The 17,852-nt window shown below is 70.7% G+C and carries 14 protein-coding genes; 3 read left to right on the forward strand and 11 right to left on the reverse strand.

Annotation, left to right across the window (positions count from 1 at the left end; translation table 11 throughout):
• Window positions 1–18 precede the first annotated feature (18 nt).
• Together RAB70_RS18560 and ffh are read right to left on the reverse strand one after the other, a co-directional pair.
• The gene (locus tag RAB70_RS18560) at window positions 19–1,293 is read right to left on the reverse strand and encodes a hypothetical protein (protein ID WP_148829235.1); all 1,275 of its coding nucleotides are present in this window, start codon (window positions 1,291–1,293) and stop codon (window positions 19–21) included.
• Window positions 1,294–1,315: 22 nt separating this feature from the next.
• Window positions 1,316–2,695 (reverse strand): signal recognition particle protein, encoded by a 1,380-nt coding sequence (gene ffh / locus RAB70_RS18565; protein WP_010342245.1) that lies wholly within the window; start codon window positions 2,693–2,695, stop codon window positions 1,316–1,318.
• 105 nt (window positions 2,696–2,800) lie between these two features.
• On the opposite strand from ffh, the gene RAB70_RS18570 reads away from it, so the two are divergent.
• Window positions 2,801–3,595: an inner membrane protein YpjD gene (locus RAB70_RS18570; RefSeq protein ID WP_017910279.1), complete on the forward strand. Its 795-nt coding sequence runs from the start codon at window positions 2,801–2,803 to the stop codon at window positions 3,593–3,595.
• Window positions 3,596–3,691: 96 nt separating this feature from the next.
• Here the strand turns inward: RAB70_RS18570 and RAB70_RS18575 are convergent, their stop codons facing one another.
• On the reverse strand, window positions 3,692–4,756 hold the full coding sequence (locus RAB70_RS18575) for an aldose epimerase family protein (RefSeq protein WP_192578955.1): 1,065 nt from the start codon (window positions 4,754–4,756) through the stop codon (window positions 3,692–3,694).
• Between the two features lie 377 nt (window positions 4,757–5,133).
• On the opposite strand from RAB70_RS18575, the gene RAB70_RS18580 reads away from it, so the two are divergent.
• Window positions 5,134–6,723, forward strand: coding sequence for an alpha-N-arabinofuranosidase (locus tag RAB70_RS18580; protein ID WP_225851664.1), 1,590 nt, complete (start codon window positions 5,134–5,136; stop codon window positions 6,721–6,723).
• Window positions 6,724–6,862: 139 nt separating this feature from the next.
• Here RAB70_RS18580 and RAB70_RS18585 read toward each other — a convergent pair whose 3' ends face one another.
• The 3 genes from RAB70_RS18585 to RAB70_RS18595 form a co-directional block, all read right to left on the reverse strand.
• A complete protein-coding gene (locus RAB70_RS18585) occupies window positions 6,863–7,333 on the reverse strand; it encodes a hypothetical protein (protein ID WP_148829233.1) in 471 nt (156 codons plus the stop codon).
• Window positions 7,334–7,623: 290 nt separating this feature from the next.
• Window positions 7,624–9,687 carry an elongation factor G gene (gene fusA / locus RAB70_RS18590; protein WP_148829232.1) on the reverse strand — a complete coding sequence of 688 codons (2,064 nt, stop codon included), beginning with the start codon at window positions 9,685–9,687 and terminating at the stop codon, window positions 7,624–7,626.
• Between the two features lie 456 nt (window positions 9,688–10,143).
• Complete coding sequence (locus RAB70_RS18595; RefSeq protein ID WP_225851663.1) at window positions 10,144–11,274, reverse strand: dipeptidase; 1,131 nt, start codon at window positions 11,272–11,274, stop codon at window positions 10,144–10,146.
• A 176-nt stretch (window positions 11,275–11,450) separates the two neighbouring features.
• Here RAB70_RS18595 and RAB70_RS18600 point away from each other — a divergent pair, with 176 nt between their 5' ends.
• Window positions 11,451–12,716 (forward strand): cation:proton antiporter, encoded by a 1,266-nt coding sequence (locus tag RAB70_RS18600; protein WP_017910272.1) that lies wholly within the window; start codon window positions 11,451–11,453, stop codon window positions 12,714–12,716.
• Between the two features lie 63 nt (window positions 12,717–12,779).
• Here RAB70_RS18600 and RAB70_RS18605 read toward each other — a convergent pair whose 3' ends face one another.
• The 5 genes from RAB70_RS18605 to RAB70_RS18625 all read right to left on the reverse strand — a co-directional run bounded on the left by RAB70_RS18605 (window position 12,780) and on the right by RAB70_RS18625 (window position 17,844).
• Window positions 12,780–13,499, reverse strand: a complete 720-nt coding sequence (locus RAB70_RS18605) for a DUF4261 domain-containing protein (protein ID WP_225851662.1) — start codon at window positions 13,497–13,499, stop codon at window positions 12,780–12,782.
• A gap of 92 nt (window positions 13,500–13,591) precedes the next feature.
• Window positions 13,592–14,212, reverse strand: a complete 621-nt coding sequence (locus RAB70_RS18610) for a glutathione S-transferase family protein (protein ID WP_017913525.1) — start codon at window positions 14,210–14,212, stop codon at window positions 13,592–13,594.
• A gap of 46 nt (window positions 14,213–14,258) precedes the next feature.
• On the reverse strand, window positions 14,259–15,284 hold the full coding sequence (gene yjfF, locus RAB70_RS18615; RefSeq protein ID WP_148829230.1) for a galactofuranose ABC transporter, permease protein YjfF: 1,026 nt from the start codon (window positions 15,282–15,284) through the stop codon (window positions 14,259–14,261).
• Window positions 15,281–16,336, reverse strand: coding sequence for an ABC transporter permease (locus RAB70_RS18620; RefSeq protein WP_017913527.1), 1,056 nt, complete (start codon window positions 16,334–16,336; stop codon window positions 15,281–15,283). Before RAB70_RS18620 ends, yjfF begins: the two co-directional genes overlap by 4 nt.
• Window positions 16,333–17,844, reverse strand: coding sequence for a sugar ABC transporter ATP-binding protein (locus RAB70_RS18625; RefSeq protein WP_148829229.1), 1,512 nt, complete (start codon window positions 17,842–17,844; stop codon window positions 16,333–16,335). The genes RAB70_RS18620 and RAB70_RS18625 overlap by 4 nt, the downstream gene beginning before the upstream one ends.
• Window positions 17,845–17,852: the final 8 nt, after the last annotated feature.

Genomic DNA, 17,852 nt, shown 5'->3' on the forward strand with positions numbered 1-17,852 from the left:
CCAGAGATGCGAGGACGCTCACGGCAGCGGCACCGGCAAACATTGCCGGTCCCGATCGCCGACCCACACCTGCTGCAGGGAAAAAGCGCGCAACCGTGACGGGCACTGGACGAAGGCACCCCACAGCCGCAGATCGACGAACGTCTCGACAGCACGATCGCGCCACGCCGCCGGACCGGACAGCCGCAGCTCCAGGCAATACAGCCCATCGACCGGACACACCACCTCCACGCACGCCGACGTCGCCGCGGACGGACGCAAGGCCATCAGCTGCGGCCCGTGCAACAGCGCGAACAGCCCCAGTTCGCCGTCGGTCGGACGGCTGCCGCCGGGTACCGGCAGTGACCGACCGAACAGGCCGGATGTCCACACCGCCTCCAGCACCAGGACGTCGCCCTGGCTCAGCTGCAGAAAGTGACGATGCACGACCACGTCATCCGCGGGATCCGCCACCACGGTGTCCGGCGCTCCATGCACGTCCCAGGCCCGCTCGGCGCCGGCGAACAGCAACGCGGCCGCGACCGGCACGTGCGCCACGCAACGCGGCGGCAACTGCGCCAGCGGCCATGCGTCACGCGCTGGCGCCTCGGTGACGGCGAGGCTGCCATCGGGGCGCTGCGCATACGCCAGCGGCGTGCCGCGCAGCGGCTGCACCGGCAGCGCCAGCCGCTCCGGTTCCGGCACGCGCCGCCACAGCGCCACCGTGCCGGGCACCTGCAGCTCGGCCTGGCCGATACCGATCGAGTACACGCCGGTGCGCACGATCGGCACGACGCACTCGGCATCGGCCGCCACGTCCAGCCACTGCGCCTGGGTCGCGCCCGGCGCCAGCAGGTCGCAGCGCCACTGCGCGGGGCCGTCGGCGGCGGGATGGAAGGCGAGCACCAGCGCATCGCCGGCGGACAGCACCAGCTCGGAGGCGGTGCAGATGCCCTGGCGCGGGAAGCGCTCCTCCGGGAACGGGACGATGTCCTCGAGATGGCGGCGCCATTGGCGCGGACCGGACGGCCGCGCACGCATCGCCGCAGGTGGGATGACGGGCTGCGCTGGCGGCGGCAACCGCGCCGGCGCGGGCGTGACGCCGGCCTCGCCAATGGCGGGGCCCAGGGAAGCCGCCGCGGTACTGCCGGCCGTGCGTCGCGCCATCGCGCGATCGATCGCTGCAGCGACCAGCACCACCAGCACCCAGTACACCAGCGTCGCCGGCAGCACCGCCCAGCCGGAGGCCGAGTGCAGCGCCAGGGCCAGCGCCAGGGCCAGGCGCAGCACGCGCGTGCCGACGGACACGCTCACCGCACGCGCCGTGGCCGCGGGCTCAGCGGAACGGCAGGCCGCCGCGGCCGCCCATGCCGCCGAGCATGCCCTTCATGCCGCGCATCAGGCCCTTCATGCCGCCGCCGGCCATCTTGCTCATCATCTTTTCCATCTGCTGATACTGCTTCATCAGCTTGTTGACGTCGGCCGGCTGGGTACCGGAACCGCGGGCGATGCGCGCGCGGCGCGAGCCGTTGAGCAGGCCCGGGTTGCGCCGCTCCTTCTTGGTCATCGAGCCGATGATGGCGATCATCCGCGGCACGTCCTTGTTGCCGGCGACCTGCTGCTTGAGGTGCTCGGGGATCTGGCCCATGCCCGGCAGCTTGTCCATCAGCCCGGACAGGCCGCCCATGTTCTGCATCTGCTCGAGCTGGTCGCGCATGTCGTTGAGGTCGAACTTCTTGCCCTTGGCGACCTTCTCGGCCAGCTTCTGCGCCTTGTCCTTGTCGACCTGGTGCTCGACCTGCTCGACCAGCGACAGCACGTCGCCCATGTCGAGGATGCGGCTGGCCAGGCGGTCGGGATGGAACACGTCCAGGCCGTCCGGCTTCTCGCCGACGCCGATGAACTTGATCGGCTTGCCGGTGATGTAGCGCACGCTCAGCGCCGCGCCGCCGCGGGCGTCGCCGTCGGTCTTGGTCAGCACCACGCCGGTCAGCGGCAGCGCCTCGCTGAACGCCTTGGCGGTGTTGGCGGCGTCCTGGCCGGTCATCGCGTCGACCACGAACAGGGTCTCGACCGGGGCGATCGCCGCGTGCAGCGCCTTGATCTCCTCCATCATCGCCGCGTCGATGGCCAGGCGGCCGGCGGTATCCACCAGCAGCACGTCGACGAAGGACTTGCGGGCGTCGGCGATGGCGGCACGGACGATGTCCACCGGCTTCTGCGAGGCCTCGGACGGGAAGAACAGCACCCCGACCTGCTCGGCCAGGGTCTTGAGCTGCTCGATCGCGGCCGGGCGGTACACGTCGGCCGACACCACCATCACCTTCTTCTTGCGCTTTTCCTTCAGGTGCTTGGCCAGCTTGCCGACCGTGGTGGTCTTGCCCGCGCCCTGCAGGCCGGCCATCAGCACGATCGCCGGCGCCGGCACGTTGAGGTTGAGGTCGCTGGCGGCCGAGCCCATCACCGCGGTCAGCTCGTCGCGCACGACCTTGATCAGCGCCTGGCCCGGGGTCAGGCTCTTGAGCACTTCCTGGCCGACCGCGCGGACCTTGATGCGCTCGATCAGCGCCTGCACCACCGGCAGGGCGACGTCGGCCTCGAGCAGCGCGATGCGCACTTCGCGGGTGGCTTCGCGGATGTTCTCCTCGGTCAGGCGACCGCGGCCGCGCAGGCGCTGCATGGTGCCGGAGAGGCGTTGGGTGAGGGATTCGAACATGCGGGCGGGTCGCGGACGGGAAACGGCCGTCGATTATAGCCGGGCGCGCCGGCGATCCCCGGCGGCGCCGTCACGGCGGCTGGCCCGATATGCGAAACTGGCGCGATGCTCATCACCGTCCTCGCCGCCCTGCTGTACCTGGCCGCCACCGGCCTGCTGATCGCCGCGGTGGTGCGCGACCGGGTGGACCGCAGCCGGGCCTGGCTGTGGCCGGCGCTGCCGGCGGTGGCCCTGCATGCGGGCTATCACGTGCAGGTGGCCCTGCACACCGCCGGTGGCCCGGACATGCACTTCTTCGCCGCGCTGTCGCTGGTCAGCCTGGGCATGGCGCTGATGACCGCCCTGGTCGGCGCCAGCGGGCGCATGGCCGCGCTGGGCGTGGTCGTGTTCCCGCTGTCGGCGGCGCTGCTGCTGGCCTACCACGGCTACGGCCACGAGCCGGCGCCGGTGCTGGACTGGCGGCTGCAACTGCACGCCTGGCTGGCGCTGCTGGCCTACGCCACGCTGGGCATCGCCGCGCTGCTGGCGGTGATGCTGTGGCTGCAGGAACGCGCGCTGCGACGCCGCGACTTCCATCCCTGGCTGCGCGCGTTGCCGCCGCTAACCGCGCTGGAAACGCTGCTGTTCCGCACCATCGTGGTCGGCTTCATCCTGCTGACCCTGACCCTGCTGACCGGGGTGCTGTTCGTGCAGGATTTCCTGGCGCAGCGGCTGGTGCACAAGACCGTGCTCAGCGTGCTGTCGTGGATCGTGTTCGGCGCGCTGCTGTTCGGCCGCTGGCGCTACGGCTGGCGCGGGGTCAAGGCGGTGCACTGGACCCTGGCGGCAATGGTGCTCCTGCTGCTGTCGTTCTTCGGCAGCAAGTTCGTGATCGAACTGGTGCTGGGGCACGCGCAGTAGCGGCCCGGTCTTCCCGTAGAAGCGGCTTCAGCCGCGACGGCTGACACCGGGAAAGGCCCGGTCGCGGCTTCAGACACGCCTGCGACGTCCCACGCCTCAACCGCCGCCCTGCTCCGCCAGCGCCGCCTCCACCGCCGCCCAGTCGGCGCCGCGGCCGACCTCGGCGAAGCGGTAGTCGATGCGGTGCCGATAGACCTGGCCGGGACGCAGGATGCAATCGGGAAAGCCCGGCTGGTTCGGCGCGTCCGGATAGCCCTGCGGCTCCAGGCAGATACCGCGGCCCAGCGCCGGATGCTGCCGGTCCAGGCCCTGGCCTTCGTACAGCTGCACGGCCGGCATCGGGCTGGCGATGCGCATGGCCACGCCGCTGTGCGGCGAATACAGCAGCGCGGTGCAGTCGTGGCCGTCGGCCAGCACCAGGCAGTGGTCGTAGCCGGCGCTGAGCGAGAGCTGCGGATCGGCGGCGATGTCCTTGTCGGCGATGGCACGCGCCTGGCGGAAATCGAACGGCGTGCCGGCCACCGTGGCGACCTCGCCGCGCGGCAGCAGCGCCGCATCGCGCACCGGCAGGTAACGGTCGGCCGGCACCCGCAGCCACTGTGCCGCGGCCGGCACCGCGGCATCGCCGGCCAGGTTGAAATAGGGATGGTGGGTGAGATTGAGCGGGGTCGGCGCATCGGTCTGCGCGACGAACTCGACGCTCAGGCAACGGTCTTCGACGCGGTAGGTCGCCTCCACCGACAGGTTGCCCGGATAGCCCTCCTCGCCGGCCGGCGAGTCGTAGCGCAACTGCAGCATGCGCTCGGTCTGCGCCGACACCGTCCACACCCGGCGGCCGAAGCCCAGCGCGCCGCCGTGCAGATGGTTGGCGCCCTCGTTGGCGGTGACCGCGTAGTGCCGGCCATCGACGGTGAAGGCCGACCCGGCGATGCGGTTGCCGAAGCGCCCGACCAGCACGCCCAGGTAGGCCGGGTCCTGCAGGTAGTCCTGCAGCGTCGGCAGCCCCAGCACCAGTTCGGTCTCGCCGTGCGTGCCGTGCAGGCGCAGGCTGCGCAGCAGGCCGCCATAGGTCAGCACTTCGGCGCGCAGGCCGTCGCCGCTGTCCAGGACCATGCGCTGGATGGCGGTACCGTCGGGAAGATGACCGAAGAGCGAGGACATGCAGGAGCCTTGGAAGTCGGTGCGCATGCGCGGGGTCCGCAGCATAACCAGCGAGGGCGCGACACGGCCATCGCCGCGCGAGCGCCGACAACGCGCTGTGCGATACCGCGCACGTTCTGGCAACACACCGCATGCGGCGCCATGCCGCGCATTGCAATTCCGATATAGCGGCGTCGCATTTGGGCATTGGTTCGCCCTCCACGTGTCTTCTATGCTCGGGAGCGGAGCACATCGGGGACAGGCACGGAAGCGATCGTGCCGGGGGGTGCGCGCCCCGGATACGGCAGCGCCTGGGCTTCATGGCCAAGGCCGCGCGCCGGCCGTCACTCCCACGCGGCGCTGGCGACGGCGCCGCCCTACCCGACAAGGAGCTCCCGATGCGTTCGCCCCGTTTCCTGCAGCAGCGTGCGGCACACTGGCGGCGGCTGCCGCTGATCGCCGCGACGCTCGGCCTGGCACTGGCCGCCACACTGGCGCAGGCCGCCGACGTCGAGGTGCGCGGCACGCTGCGTGCCGACCGCCCTGGCGCCGCGGTGTCGCGCCACCTGTTCGGACAGTTCGCCGAGCATCTGGGCAACGGCATCTACGGCGGCGTCTGGGTCGGCCCGGACTCGAAGATCCCCAACACCCGCGGCTACCGCAACGACGTGGTCGCCGCGCTGAAGGCGCTGGACGTGCCGGACATCCGCTGGCCCGGCGGCTGCTTCGCCGACGAATACCACTGGCGCGACGGCATCGGTCCGCGCAACCAGCGCCCGACCAGCGTCAACACCCACTGGGGCGGCGTGGAGGAACCCAACAGCTTCGGCACCCACGAGTTCATGGACCTCACCGAACTGCTCGGCACGCAGGCGTACGTGGCCGGCAACGTCGGCGACGCGGCGCCGGACGAGATGGCGCAGTGGGTGGAATACATGACCGCGCCCACGCGCTCGACCCTGGCCGAACAGCGCCGCCGCAACGGCCGCCAGGCCCCGTGGAAGGTGCCGTTCTTCGGCGTCGGCAACGAGCTGTGGGGCTGCGGCGGCAACATGCGCGCCGAGTACGCCGCCGACGTGTTCCGCCGCTACCAGACCTTCGTCAAGGCGCCGGCCGACCAGAAGATCCTCAAGATCGCGCCCGGCCCGAACGAAGACGACTACCACTGGACCGAGGTGATGATGCGCGAGGCCGGCAAGTTCATGGACGGCCTGAGCCTGCACTACTACACCGTGCCCGGCGGCTGGCCGCCGCGCGCCTCCTCCACCAGCTTCGACGAGGCGGCGTGGATCGAAACGCTGTCGCGCACGCTGCGGATGGACGAGTTGATCAGCAAGCACAGCGCGATCATGGACAAGTACGACCCGGACAGGAAGGTCGCGCTGGTGGTCGACGAATGGGGCACCTGGTACAAGGGCCTGCCCGACGTGAACCCGGGTTTCCTGCACCAGCAGAACACCTTGCGCGACGCACTGGTGGCGTCGCTCAACCTGGACATCTTCGTCCAGCATGCCGACCGCGTGCGCATGGCCAACATCGCGCAGATGGTCAACGTGCTGCAGGCGATGATCCTCACCGACGGCGACAGGATGCTGCTGACGCCGACCTACCACGTGTTCATGCTGTACAAGCCCTACCAGGACGCGACCGCGCTGCCGCTGCAGATCAGCACGCCCGACTACCGGCATGCCGGCTATACAGTGCCGGCGGTGCACGGCTCGGCGGTGCGGGCCAAGGACGGGCACGTGTACGTGGCGCTGACCAATCTGGACCCGAACCGCAGCGCCGACGTTACGGTGCAGGTCGACGGCGTGCAGACGCGCGGCGTCGACGGTCAGATCCTGACCGCGCCGACCATCGACGCGCTCAACACCTTCGCCCAGCCGCAGGCGGTGCGCCCGGCCGCCTTCGCCGGCGCGCGCGTGCAGGGCGACACGCTGCAGGTGGCGCTGCCGGCCAAGGCGATCGTGATGCTGAAGCTGCAGTAGCCCCAGGCCCTTGCCGCGCTCCTAGCCCCTCTCCCCCCGGGAGAGGGGTTGGGGTGAGGGTCGGCCCGCGCAGCGCAGCCACTCCTCGCCAATTCCAAAAAGGGATCTGAATTCCTATGCGGCGTGCCGCGCTGCGCGCCTAGTCCTGCGCGTCGGTCAGCAGCGCGAACAGCGATTGTCCATCCGGCGCGATCAGGTCGCTGACCGCCCAGCAGCCGTTGCCGCGGCGCTGCAGCTCGATCTTGACCGAGCCGGCGCCGCCGAGCGTGCGCCGGTAATCCATCCGCACCTCCACCACCGTGGCCTGCGCACCACCGGAGACCAGAGTGAATCTCGGCGCGCTCTGCAGTTGCCCGTCCTGGGCATCGGTCCATGGGGCGAAGTCCAGCCGGCACCTGCCATCGCGCCTGGCGCAGCGCCGGTCGGCCTGGAGCGCCTGGGCGAAGGGCGGCGTCAGCAACTTCTCCAGGTTCTGCGGCTGCCAATCGACATCGCGCGCCCGGAACAGACCCTCGGCCACCTGCAACGGCGTCTGGCATCCCGGCGGCTGCGCCGCGGCGAGTACCGGCGACAGGGCGAACAAGGTCAGCAGGGCAAGACGGCGATGCATGGGCGGCTCCGGCGATCGGGGCCGGCTATGAAGCCTGGATCGCGGCGTCGACGCAAGCACCGGGCATCGGCATGACGCTGGCACCGTCGCGGGCCGTCGTCAGGCAAGTTCGGGCGACACAGAGGAAACGCCATGGACGCGTGCCCATGCGGATCCAGAACACCATCGCCGCCGCCCCATCGGCGAGTGCGCCGCAGTGTCGCCGCCGCTAGAAAATCCGTACGCAAAAAAAGAGGAGCCGGCGAACCGACTCCTCGTTTTCCTGCCGCATTGCCAGATGGCAATGCGGCTCACGCGGCCTTGACCGGCGCATAGCCGTCGAAGGTCATGCTCGCCGATGCCCGTCCCTGGGTCAGCGAACGCAACGCCGTGGCATAGGCCTGCAGTTGCGCCAGTGGCGCCTGCGCGACCACCTCGGCACGGGAGCCGCGCTCTTCGATCGCCACGACGCGTCCCTCGCGCCGCTGCAGATCGCCGAGCACGTCGCCGACGCTGTGCGCAGGCGCATCGATCGCCACCGCCATCACCGGCTCCAGCAGCAGCGTGCCGGCCTGCGCCAGCGCCACCTTCACCGCGTCCGAAGCCGCGCGCTGGAACGCCAGGTCCGACGAATCCACCGCATGCGCCTGGCCATCGACCAGCACCACCTCCACGCCGACCACCGGATGGCCGAGCGGACCTTGCGCCAGCGCCGCACGCGCACCCTTCTCGGTGGCGGCGACGAAGGCTTTCGGCACCACCCCGCCACGGCTGCGGTCGACGAAGGTCACTGCGCCGTCCGCACGTGGCAGCACATCCAGCACCACCTGCGCGAACTGGCCCTGGCCGCCGTTCTGCTTGGACAGCCGCGCCGCCACGCCCAGCGCGGCCGCACGCGGCGTTTCCTGGTAGGCCACGCGCGGCGCGCCGGTGCGCACGTCCACGTGCCACTCGCTGCGCAAGCGCTCGACCATCACCTCCAGATGCAGCTCGCCCATGCCCCAGATCACCGCTTCACCGGTCTCCGGATCGCTGTCGACGCGGAAGGACGGATCCTCCTGCGCCAACCGCGCCAGGCCCTGGCCCAGCCGCACCAGGTCGGTCGCGTTGGCCGCGCCGAGCCGCCACGCGAGCACGGGCGGTTGCGTGCGAATGCGTTCCAGCACCCACCGTGCCTGCACGCCGCTGAGCGTCTCGCCGCTGACCGCGTCCTTCCAGCCGAGCACGGCGACGATCTCGCCGGCCTGCGCCTGCGCCACGTCGTGGGTGCGCTGCGCCTGCACCACCGCCAGCCGCCCGACCCGGCGCGGACGCCGCGCATGCGACGTCCACACCGTGTCGCCGACGCGCAAGGTGCCCGAATACACGCGCACGAACGCCAACGGCCCCTGCGCGGTATGCGCGAACTTGAACACCAGCGCCGCCAGCGGACCGGACGGATCCGGCACCAGCAAGGTGTCGGGTCCGTCCTCGGCGCCGGCATCGGCGTCCGTGTCGGCCCGGGCGGCGACCGGCGGGCGGTCCAGCGGCGACGGCAGCCAGTCGACGATCGCGTCCAGCAACGGCTCGATGCCCTTGCGCTTGAACGCCGAGCCGGCCAGCACCGGCACGCCGGCGCCGGCCAGGGTGGCCCGGCGCAAAGCGGCGCGCAGCAGCTCGGCGTCGATCGCGCGTTCCTCGAGATAGGCCTGCGCCAGCGCCTCGTCGTGCTCGGCCACCGCGGCGATCAACTGCTCGCGTGCGTCCGCGAACGCGGCCGCCTCCTCGGTGTTCCAGGCGCGCGTGTGCAGTTGCCCCGCGTCGTCCCAGCTCAGCAGGCGGCCGCCGACCAAGTCGCTCCAGCCGTCGAAGCCGGAGTCGCCCGGCACCGGCACGCCGACCGCCCACACCGTCGCGTCGAGCTTGCTGCGCAACTGCGCCAGCACGCCGTCGAACGAGGCACCGGCACGGTCCATCTTGTTGACGAACGCGAGCATCGGCACGCCGTGGCGGCGTGCTTGCCGCCACACGGTTTCGGATTGCGGCTGCACGCCGTCGACCGCGGAAAACACCGCGACCGCGCCGTCGAGCACGCGCAGCGAGCGTTCCACCTCGATCGCGAAATCGATATGTCCGGGGGTATCGATCAGGGTCAGGCGATGCACCGGCTGCCGGGCTGGCGCCCACTGCGCCTGTACCGCGGCCGCGCCGATGGTGATGCCGCGGGCGCGCTCGATATCGGAGAAGTCGGTGGTGGCGGCGCCATCGTGGACTTCGCCGATGCGATGGATCGCGCCGGTGGCCCACAGCAGGCGTTCGGTGAGGGTGGTCTTGCCGGCGTCGATGTGGGCGATGATGCCGAGATTGCGCCAGCGGGAAAGGGTGTGCGTGTTCATGAGATAGGTTCCGCATTGCCAACACGGGGGACGCCGCATGCCCCGGTTGGCGAGGCGGGCATACGGCTAGGTTTCGGGTTCGGCGGCGTAGTGCATGGCACGTTCTCCTTGGCGTGTCGGAACGGTGGAACAGCGAAAAACAGGCAATAAAAAAGCACCCATCGGGTGCTTGTCTGCGGCGGATCGGGCGATGGCCGGCGTTAGCGCACGGCGTCGACCACTCCTTCAGGCAGGCGCACCCGGCCTGCGCTGACGCGCAGGGCGTTGGGCAATATCAGCAGCGGTGCGTGGGCCATGGCGGCGTGGACGTTCGGGTGGAAATGTGGCGGCAAGTCTGAACCTGTGCGAGGGCCCGGTCAATGCGGGCGGCGCGGTGCCGCTGGAACGATGAACGACGCCGCGTGCAACGCACCACCTACCGGGGCGTCACGCAGGTCCTTTGCGCACAGCACAGCGTCACACACTCCAGATCTCGCCGAACACCCGTTCGAAATTCGCTCCCAGCACCTTTTCGGCGACCCGGGCACTGTAGCCCTGGCGCAGCAGCGCGTCGGCGACGCGTTCGAGCTTGCGCGGGGTGTTGGCGTCGGGCAGATAGGGCAGACGGTTCTCGCCCGGGGCGCCGATGCCGTCGCGACGGCGCTGCACCAGGTCTTCCTCGAAGGCGCGCCGGTCCTGCTCGGTGATCGGGAAGAACAGCGAGTCGGTGCCGATGCCGACATGGTCCTCGCCACACACGTCCAGGGCGTGCTGCAGATGACGCAGGTAGTCGGCCAGCTGCGGCTGGCGGCTGTCCTCGGTCAGGAACGGCAGCATGTACACGCCCATCACTCCGCCCTTGTCGGCCAGCGCGCGCAGTTCGGCGTCCTGCTTGTTGCGCGGATGCACGAACACCGCGGCGCAACCGGCATGGGTGATGACGGGCGGACGCTGCGACAGCGCAATGCCGTCGCGGGTGGTCTGCAGGTTGCAATGGCTGAGATCCAGCGCCACGCCGAGCCGGTTCATGCGCGCGATGGCGTCGCGGCCGAGCGCGGTGACACCGCCCGTGTCGCCGTCCAGGCAGCCCACGCCGAACGGCGTGGTGCGGTTGTAGGTCAGTTGCATGACCCGCACCCCGAGCTGGCGGAACAGGTCGATGCGCGCGGGCTTGTCCTCCAGCATCGCTGCCGATTCGAAGGAGAAGATCAGCGCGACGCGCCCCTCGCGCTTGGCGCGGCGCAGGTCGGCCGGCTGCAGCACCTTGAGGAAATGCTCGGGATAGCGCTCGACCAGCGCCTGCGCGGCGGCGATGTCCTGCACGGCGGTCTCGAAGTCGCCGGCCGCACCGCCCAGCGTGGTCTTCAGCGCCGACACGCCGGAGTCGCGCAATTGCTGCAACAGCTGCGGTGCATCCGGGCCATCGAATACCTGCCCGATCGAGGCCAGGACGTTGGCGTCGAGCACCAGCGCACGCCGGTACAGCGCGTCGGCATCGTGCGCACCGGCAGCGGCGGCGCCCGCGATGGCGGCCCCGGGCAGCACGCCGGCCACTGCGCCCGCGGCAGCGGCGCCCAGGCATTGCCGCCGCGTCCATCCCTTGCTCATCGCTTCGCTCCCCGGTGCGTCCTGCGGTGTCGGTCCGCATGCGTGTACGGCCTGCGCCATGCGCGCGCCAGGCACCATACCGCAAACGCGCCCCGCCCCACCATGTGCGGCGCGGCCGCGTGGATTTCATCGCCACGGCCTCCTATCATCCGCCGACACTTCCAGGACGGCCGCCCATGACCACCCCGCAGATGTCGGTGTATTTCTTCCTGCAGGCGGCGGTGATCCTGCTGGTATGCCGGCTGGTCGGCCTGCTGGCCAGGCGCCTGGGCCAGCCGCAGGTGGTCGGCGAGATGATCGCCGGCGTGGCGCTGGGGCCGTCGCTGTTCGGCGCGCTGCTGCCGGACCTGCAGCAGGCGCTGTTCCCCAAGCCGACCCTGGACATGCTGTACGTGGCCGCGCAGTTCGGCGTGGGCCTGTACATGTTCCTGGTCGGCACCGATTTCCGCGGCGAGCACTTCCGCACGCGCTACCGCAGCGCGATGGGCGTGTCGCTGGCCGGCATCGCCGTGCCGTTCGTGCTCGCCTTCGTGCTGGCGCCATGGCTGCTGCACGTGCCCGGACTGTTCTCGGCCAAGGCCAAGCTGCTGGAGGCGTCGCTGTTCCTGGGCGCGGCCATCGCCATCACCGCCTTCCCGATGCTGGCGCGGATCATCCACGAGCGCGGCCTCACCGGCAGCCCGCTGGGCACGCTGGCGTTGACCGCCGGCGCGGTCGACGACGCCGCGGCCTGGTGCATCCTCGCGCTGGTGCTGGCCAGCTTCGGCGGCAGCTGGGGCAGCGCCTATCTGGCGATCGGCGGCGGCGTGGGCTACGCGCTGTTCATGCTGCTGGTCGGCCGCCACTGGCTGCGCCGCCTGGCCGACCACGTGCGCCCCGAGCAACCGCTGAGCGCCGGGGTGCTGGCGGTGGTGCTGATGCTGTTCTGCGTCAGCGCCTGGGCGATGGACGCGATCGGCATCCACGCGGTGTTCGGCGGTTTCCTGCTCGGCGCCTGCCTGCCCAAGGGCGCTCTGACCGAAAAACTGCGCGAGCAATTGCAGCCGTTCGTGGTGGTGTTCCTGCTGCCGATGTTCTTCACCTTCTCCGGGCTCAAGACCGAGCTGAGCGTGCTGCTGGACCCGCAGATCCTGCTGGCCGCCGGCGCGGTCCTGCTGGCCTCGTTCCTGGGCAAGGGCATCGCCTGCTGGGCCGCGGCGCGGATCAGCGGCGAGACCAACCGCAATGCGATGGCGATCGGCGCACTGATGAACGCGCGCGGCCTGATGGAGCTGATCATCATCAACATCGGCCTGCAGGCCGGGGTTATCGAACAGGGCCTGTTCTCGATCCTGGTGCTGATGGCCATCACCTCCACGCTGATGGCCACCCCGCTGTTCAACTGGGTGATGCGCCGCGCGGGCGGCGACGCGCTGCCGGCGGTGGCGGGCGGGAGACCCTGAGGCGCGCACGCATTCGGCGGCGCGTCGCCGACACCGCACACGGATGCAGGAAGCAACGCGGCGTCAGAGCGGCGTCAGCCGCCACAGGCCGTAGGGATTGGCGAACAGGTCGCCGGGCTGGAACTGGCTGCTGGCTTCGGCCTGGATCCGGTAGCGCGGCGCATCCGCCGCGACCGAGAAGGTATGGCCGGCGCGCACGTCGGGCGCTTCGTTGAACAGGTAGCAGGTGAAGGTGTGCAGCAGGGCGACCGGGTCGGATGCCGCCTGCGCCGCGACGATCGCGTCCTTCATGCCGAACTGGTGCATGCCGCAGGAGTGGACCTGCTCGCCGGTGATGTTCAACACATAGGCGCGGTGGGCGCTGCCTAGCGACAGGTCCGCGCACAGTTGCCGCCAGTCGGCGGGGCTGTGGGCGACGCCGCTGCTTTCCACCTTCACCCCCAGGCCGCCGGCGTCCAGCAACGCCGCAGCCGCGCGCATCATCGTCTCCGCACGCACCCGCGAGCCGCCGGCACCGATCAGGTAGACGACGGACGCATGCGTCCGGATACGCGCCATGTCGGCCGAGCCCCGCCAATGCGGGCCGGCGGCGGCGAACGCGGCGGCCATGCGCGCATCGTGCGGTTCGTACTGCAGCTCACATGCCTGGCCGCTGTCCATGTGCATCAGCACCAGCCCGGCGAACAGGTAGCCACCGCTGTCCTGGACGATGCGCGCGAGCAGTTCGGACCGATCCAGCCATGGGCCGGGAATGCACAGCACGATCTTGGGAGGTTCGATCACGGGTAGCGGCTCCTTGCCGTCAGGTGGGAGCGAGCGGTTGACGGGCATGGCCACCGCCGCGACGGCACCGTCCCCCGCCGGAAACGCCGCACTCAGGTCAGCGCCGTCATCACGCCCTTGCGATAGGCCGGGCGCTGCTGCAGACGTTGGTACCAGGCGTGCAGGTGCGGTAGTGCCGGGCGTTCGATCGGCATCTCGAACCAGGCATAGGCGAAGCTGCCCAACGGGATGTCGCCCATGGCGAAGTGCTCGCCCGACAGCCAGGGCTGTTGTGACAGTGCGGCGTCGGCGGTGTGCAACAGCTCGGCCGATTGTTCCAGCGCGGCGGCGATCCTGGCTGCATCGCGCTGTTCCGGCGCGGTGCGCAACACGCCCCAGAACAGATCGCGGAAGGCGCCGGCGAAGCGCGAGGTGGTCCAGTCCATCCACTTGTCGCCGTGCGCGCGCAGCACCGGGTCCTGCGGGTACAGCGTGTCCGGGGCGTAGCGCGCGGCCAGGTAGCGGACGATGGCATTGGATTCCCACAGCGCCAGGCCATCATCCTCGATCGCCGGCACCAGGCCATTGGGATTGAGCGCGCGATAGGCCGGCTGATCGTTGCCGCCGAACGCGCCGCCGACCTCGATGGAGGTGTAGGCCAGGCCGATCTCCTCCGCGCACCACAGCACCTTGCGCACGTTGCTCGAATTGTGGCGGCCCCAGATGGTCAGCATGTCGGCGCTCCGGTTGCGGTTGCCGAATTCTACGCCGCCGTGCCGCTCACTCGCTCGCCGCACCCTGCGGCAGGCGCCGGGTCAGCAGTCGCTGCAACAGGCAGAACAGCAGCAACAGGCCACCGATCACGATGCGCGTCCACCACGAGCTGAGCGTGCCGTCGAACACGATCAGGGTCTGGATCGCGCCCAGGATCAGCACGCCGAACAGGGTGCCGATCACGTAGCCGCTGCCGCCTGCCAGCAGCGTGCCGCCGATCACCACCGCGGCGATGGCGTCCAGTTCCAGGCCCTGCGCATGCAGGCTGTAGCCGGACAGCATGTAAAACGTGCACACCACCCCGGCCAGCGCCGAGCAGAAGCCGCTGAAGGCGTAGACGCGCACCTGCGTCGCCTCCACCGGCAGGCCCATCAGCCGCGCCGAGGCCTCGCTGCCGCCAAGCGCGTACACGCAGCGGCCGAAGCGGGTGCATTGGGTCAGCCACATGCCCAGCGCCACCATCGCCAGCGCGATCAACGCACCGATCGACAGCGACACGTCGCCGCCCAGCGGCAGCCGCGCCTGCGCGATCGCGGTGTACAGCGGGTCGGTGATCGGAATCGAATCGACGCTGATCAGGTAACTGGCGCCGCGCGCCAGGAACATGCCGGCCAGGGTCACCACGAACGGCTGCAGGCGGTAGCGCTGGATCAGCAGGCCCATGAACCCACCGAAGACGCTGCCGAGCAGCAGCACCAGCGGGATCGCCGCCAGCGGCGACCAGCCGTGGCGCTCGACCAGCGATGCCGACAGCACGGTGGTGAACGCCAGCACCGCGCCCACCGACAGGTCGATGCCGCCGCTGAGGATCACCAGGCTCATGCCCACCGCGGCAATGCACAGGAAGGCGTTGTCGATCAGCAGATTGGCCAGCACCTGCGGCGCCAGGAAGCCGTCGTAGAGCACGCCGCCGGCCGCGAGCATGGCCACGAACAGCGCCACGGTGATCGCCAGCGGCAGGCGGGCGCCCTGCAGCACGCCCGCAGCCTTGCGCAGGCCGGACCCAACCGGGCGTGGAGCCGCCGCGCTCATGGCCGCACCTGCGGCGGCGGCCGCCGGATCCAGCCGCGCAGGTGGGCGCGGAAGGTCGGCGATTGCAGCAGCATCACCGCGAACACCAGCAGCGCCTTGATCAGCATGGTGACCTGCGCCGGCACGCCGAAGGCGTAGATGGTCGCGGTCAGAGTCTGGATGATCAACGCGCCGATCACGCTGCCGGCCAGGCTGAAGCGGCCACCATCGAGCAGCGTGCCGCCGAGCGTGACCGCGAGGATCGCGTCCAGTTCCATCAGTTGCCCGGCGTTGTTGGCGTCGGCGCTCTTGACGTTGGAGCTGATCAGCAACCCGGCCAGGCCGGCGCTGAACGCGCAGAACACGTACAGCAGCACCGCGATCAGCCGCGCGCGCACGCCCGCCACACGCGCCGCGCGCGGGTTGTGGCCGATGGCGCGCACGAACAGGCCCAGCGCGGTGCGCCCCAGCAGCAGTTGCAAGGCCGCGAACACCGCGGCGACCACGAACAAGGCGAACGGCAGGCCGAGCAGGAAGCCGTTGCCCAGGTAGAAATAAGGCGGGTAGTAGATGGTCAGGATCTGCCCGTCGCCGATCAGCTGCGCGATGCCGCGCCCGGCCACCATCAGGATCAGCGTGGCGATGATCGGCTGCATGCCGACCTTGACCACCAGCAGCCCGTTCCACAGCCCGCACAGCGCCGCCACCAGCAGCGGCGCCAGCAGCACCGCCCACAGCGGGAAGCGGCTGTGCTCGCCGCCGCCGATCATCCACGCCGCCACCGTCGCGGCGATCGCCACCACCGCGCCGACCGAGATGTCCAGGCCGCGCACCGCGATCACCAGGGTCATGCCCATCGCCACCAGCGCCAGCGGCGCGGCACGGTTGCCGATGTCGACCAGGTTGCCGTAGAGATGGCCGTCGCGCCATTGCAGGCTCAGGAAGCCGGGGTCGAACAGGCCATTGCCGAGCAGCAGCACCGCCAGCGTCGCCAGCGGCCAGAACAACGGATGCGCGCGCAGCCGCGCCGACCAGCGCGATGCGGTGGTGTCGGGCGTGGCGGTGGCGCTCATGCCGCGCTCCCGGCGATCAGCTCGAAGATCGCGCGCTCGCCGCAACCGCCGGGCAGTTCGCCGACCAGGCGGCGTTCGCGCAGCACCGCGATGCGGTCGGCGATGCGCGCGATCTCGGCGACCTCGGCGGAGATGAACAGCACCGCCATGCCCTCGCGGGCCAGGGCCAGGATCCGGGTCATGATCTCCTGCTTGGCGGCGATGTCGATGCCGCGGGTGGGTTCGTCCAGGATCAGCAACCGCGGCCGCGTCGCCAGCCAGCGCGCCAGCACCACCTTCTGCTGGTTGCCGCCGGACAGCAGCCCCACCGGCGTCTCCAGGCTGGCGGTCTTGATGCCCAGCACGTCCACGTAGCCCTGCGCGATGCGCAGCTGCTCGGCCGGCGCCAGGAACCGGCGCAGGCCCATGCGCGCCTGCAAGGCCAGCACGATGTTCTCGCGCACCGACAGTTCGGCGACGATACCCTCGGTCTTGCGTTCTTCCGGGCACAGCGCCAGGCCGTGGGCGATCGCGTCGGGTGGGCCGCGCAGCGCCACGTCGCGGCCGTCGATCGCCACGCGGCCGCGATCGGCACGGTCCAGCCCGAACAGCAACCGCGCCAGTTCGGTGCGGCCGGCGCCGAGCAGGCCGGCCAGGCCCAGCACCTGGCCTTGGCGCAGTTGCAGGTCGACCGGCTGCAACTGGCCGCGCCGGCCCAGACCCTGCGCCTGCAGCAGCGGCGCCGCGTCCTCGGGCGCGGCCGCGCGCACCGCGGCGGCCGCGGCGCTGGCCGGGTCGAGCGCGCGCCCGACCATCGCCGCGACCAGGTGCGGCGCCGGCAATTCCGCCGGCGTGTATTCGCCGACCAGGCGCCCGTTGCGCAGCACGCTGATGCGGTCAGCCACCGCGTACACCTGGTCCAGGAAGTGGGTGACGAACAGGATCGCCATGCCGCCATCACGCAGCGCGCGCATCACCCGGAACAGTTCGGCCACCTCGCCTTCGTCGAGGCTGGAGGTGGGTTCGTCGAGGATCAGCACCCGCGCCGACACCCCGACCGCGCGGGCGATCGCCACCATCTGCTGCACCGCCACCGGATAGCTGCCCAGCGCGCGCCGCACATCGATGGCGATGCCCAAACGCTGCAGGCCCGCCTCGGCCTCGCGCTCGACCCGGCGCCAGTCGATGCGCCGCAGCCAGCCGCGCAGCGGGTAGCGGCCGGCGAACAGGTTCTCGGCCACCGACAGGTTCGGGCACAGGTTCACTTCCTGGTACACGGTGCTGATGCCGAGCCGTTGCGCCTGCTGCGGCGACGCCGGCGCGACCACCGCGCCATCCAGCGCGATGCGCCCGGCGTCGGCGGCGGTCACGCCGGTGAGCAGCTTGATCAGGGTCGACTTGCCGGCGCCGTTCTGGCCCATCAACGCGTGGATCTCGCCGCCGCGCAAACGCAGCGCCACGTCCTCCAGCGCGGCCACGCCGGCATAGGCCTTGCTCAGTCCCTGCGCCTCCAGCACCAGCAGATGCATGCGCGCGG

The organism is Xanthomonas sontii (assembly GCF_040529055.1).
In the GTDB taxonomy this organism is placed as follows: domain Bacteria; phylum Pseudomonadota; class Gammaproteobacteria; order Xanthomonadales; family Xanthomonadaceae; genus Xanthomonas_A; species Xanthomonas_A sontii.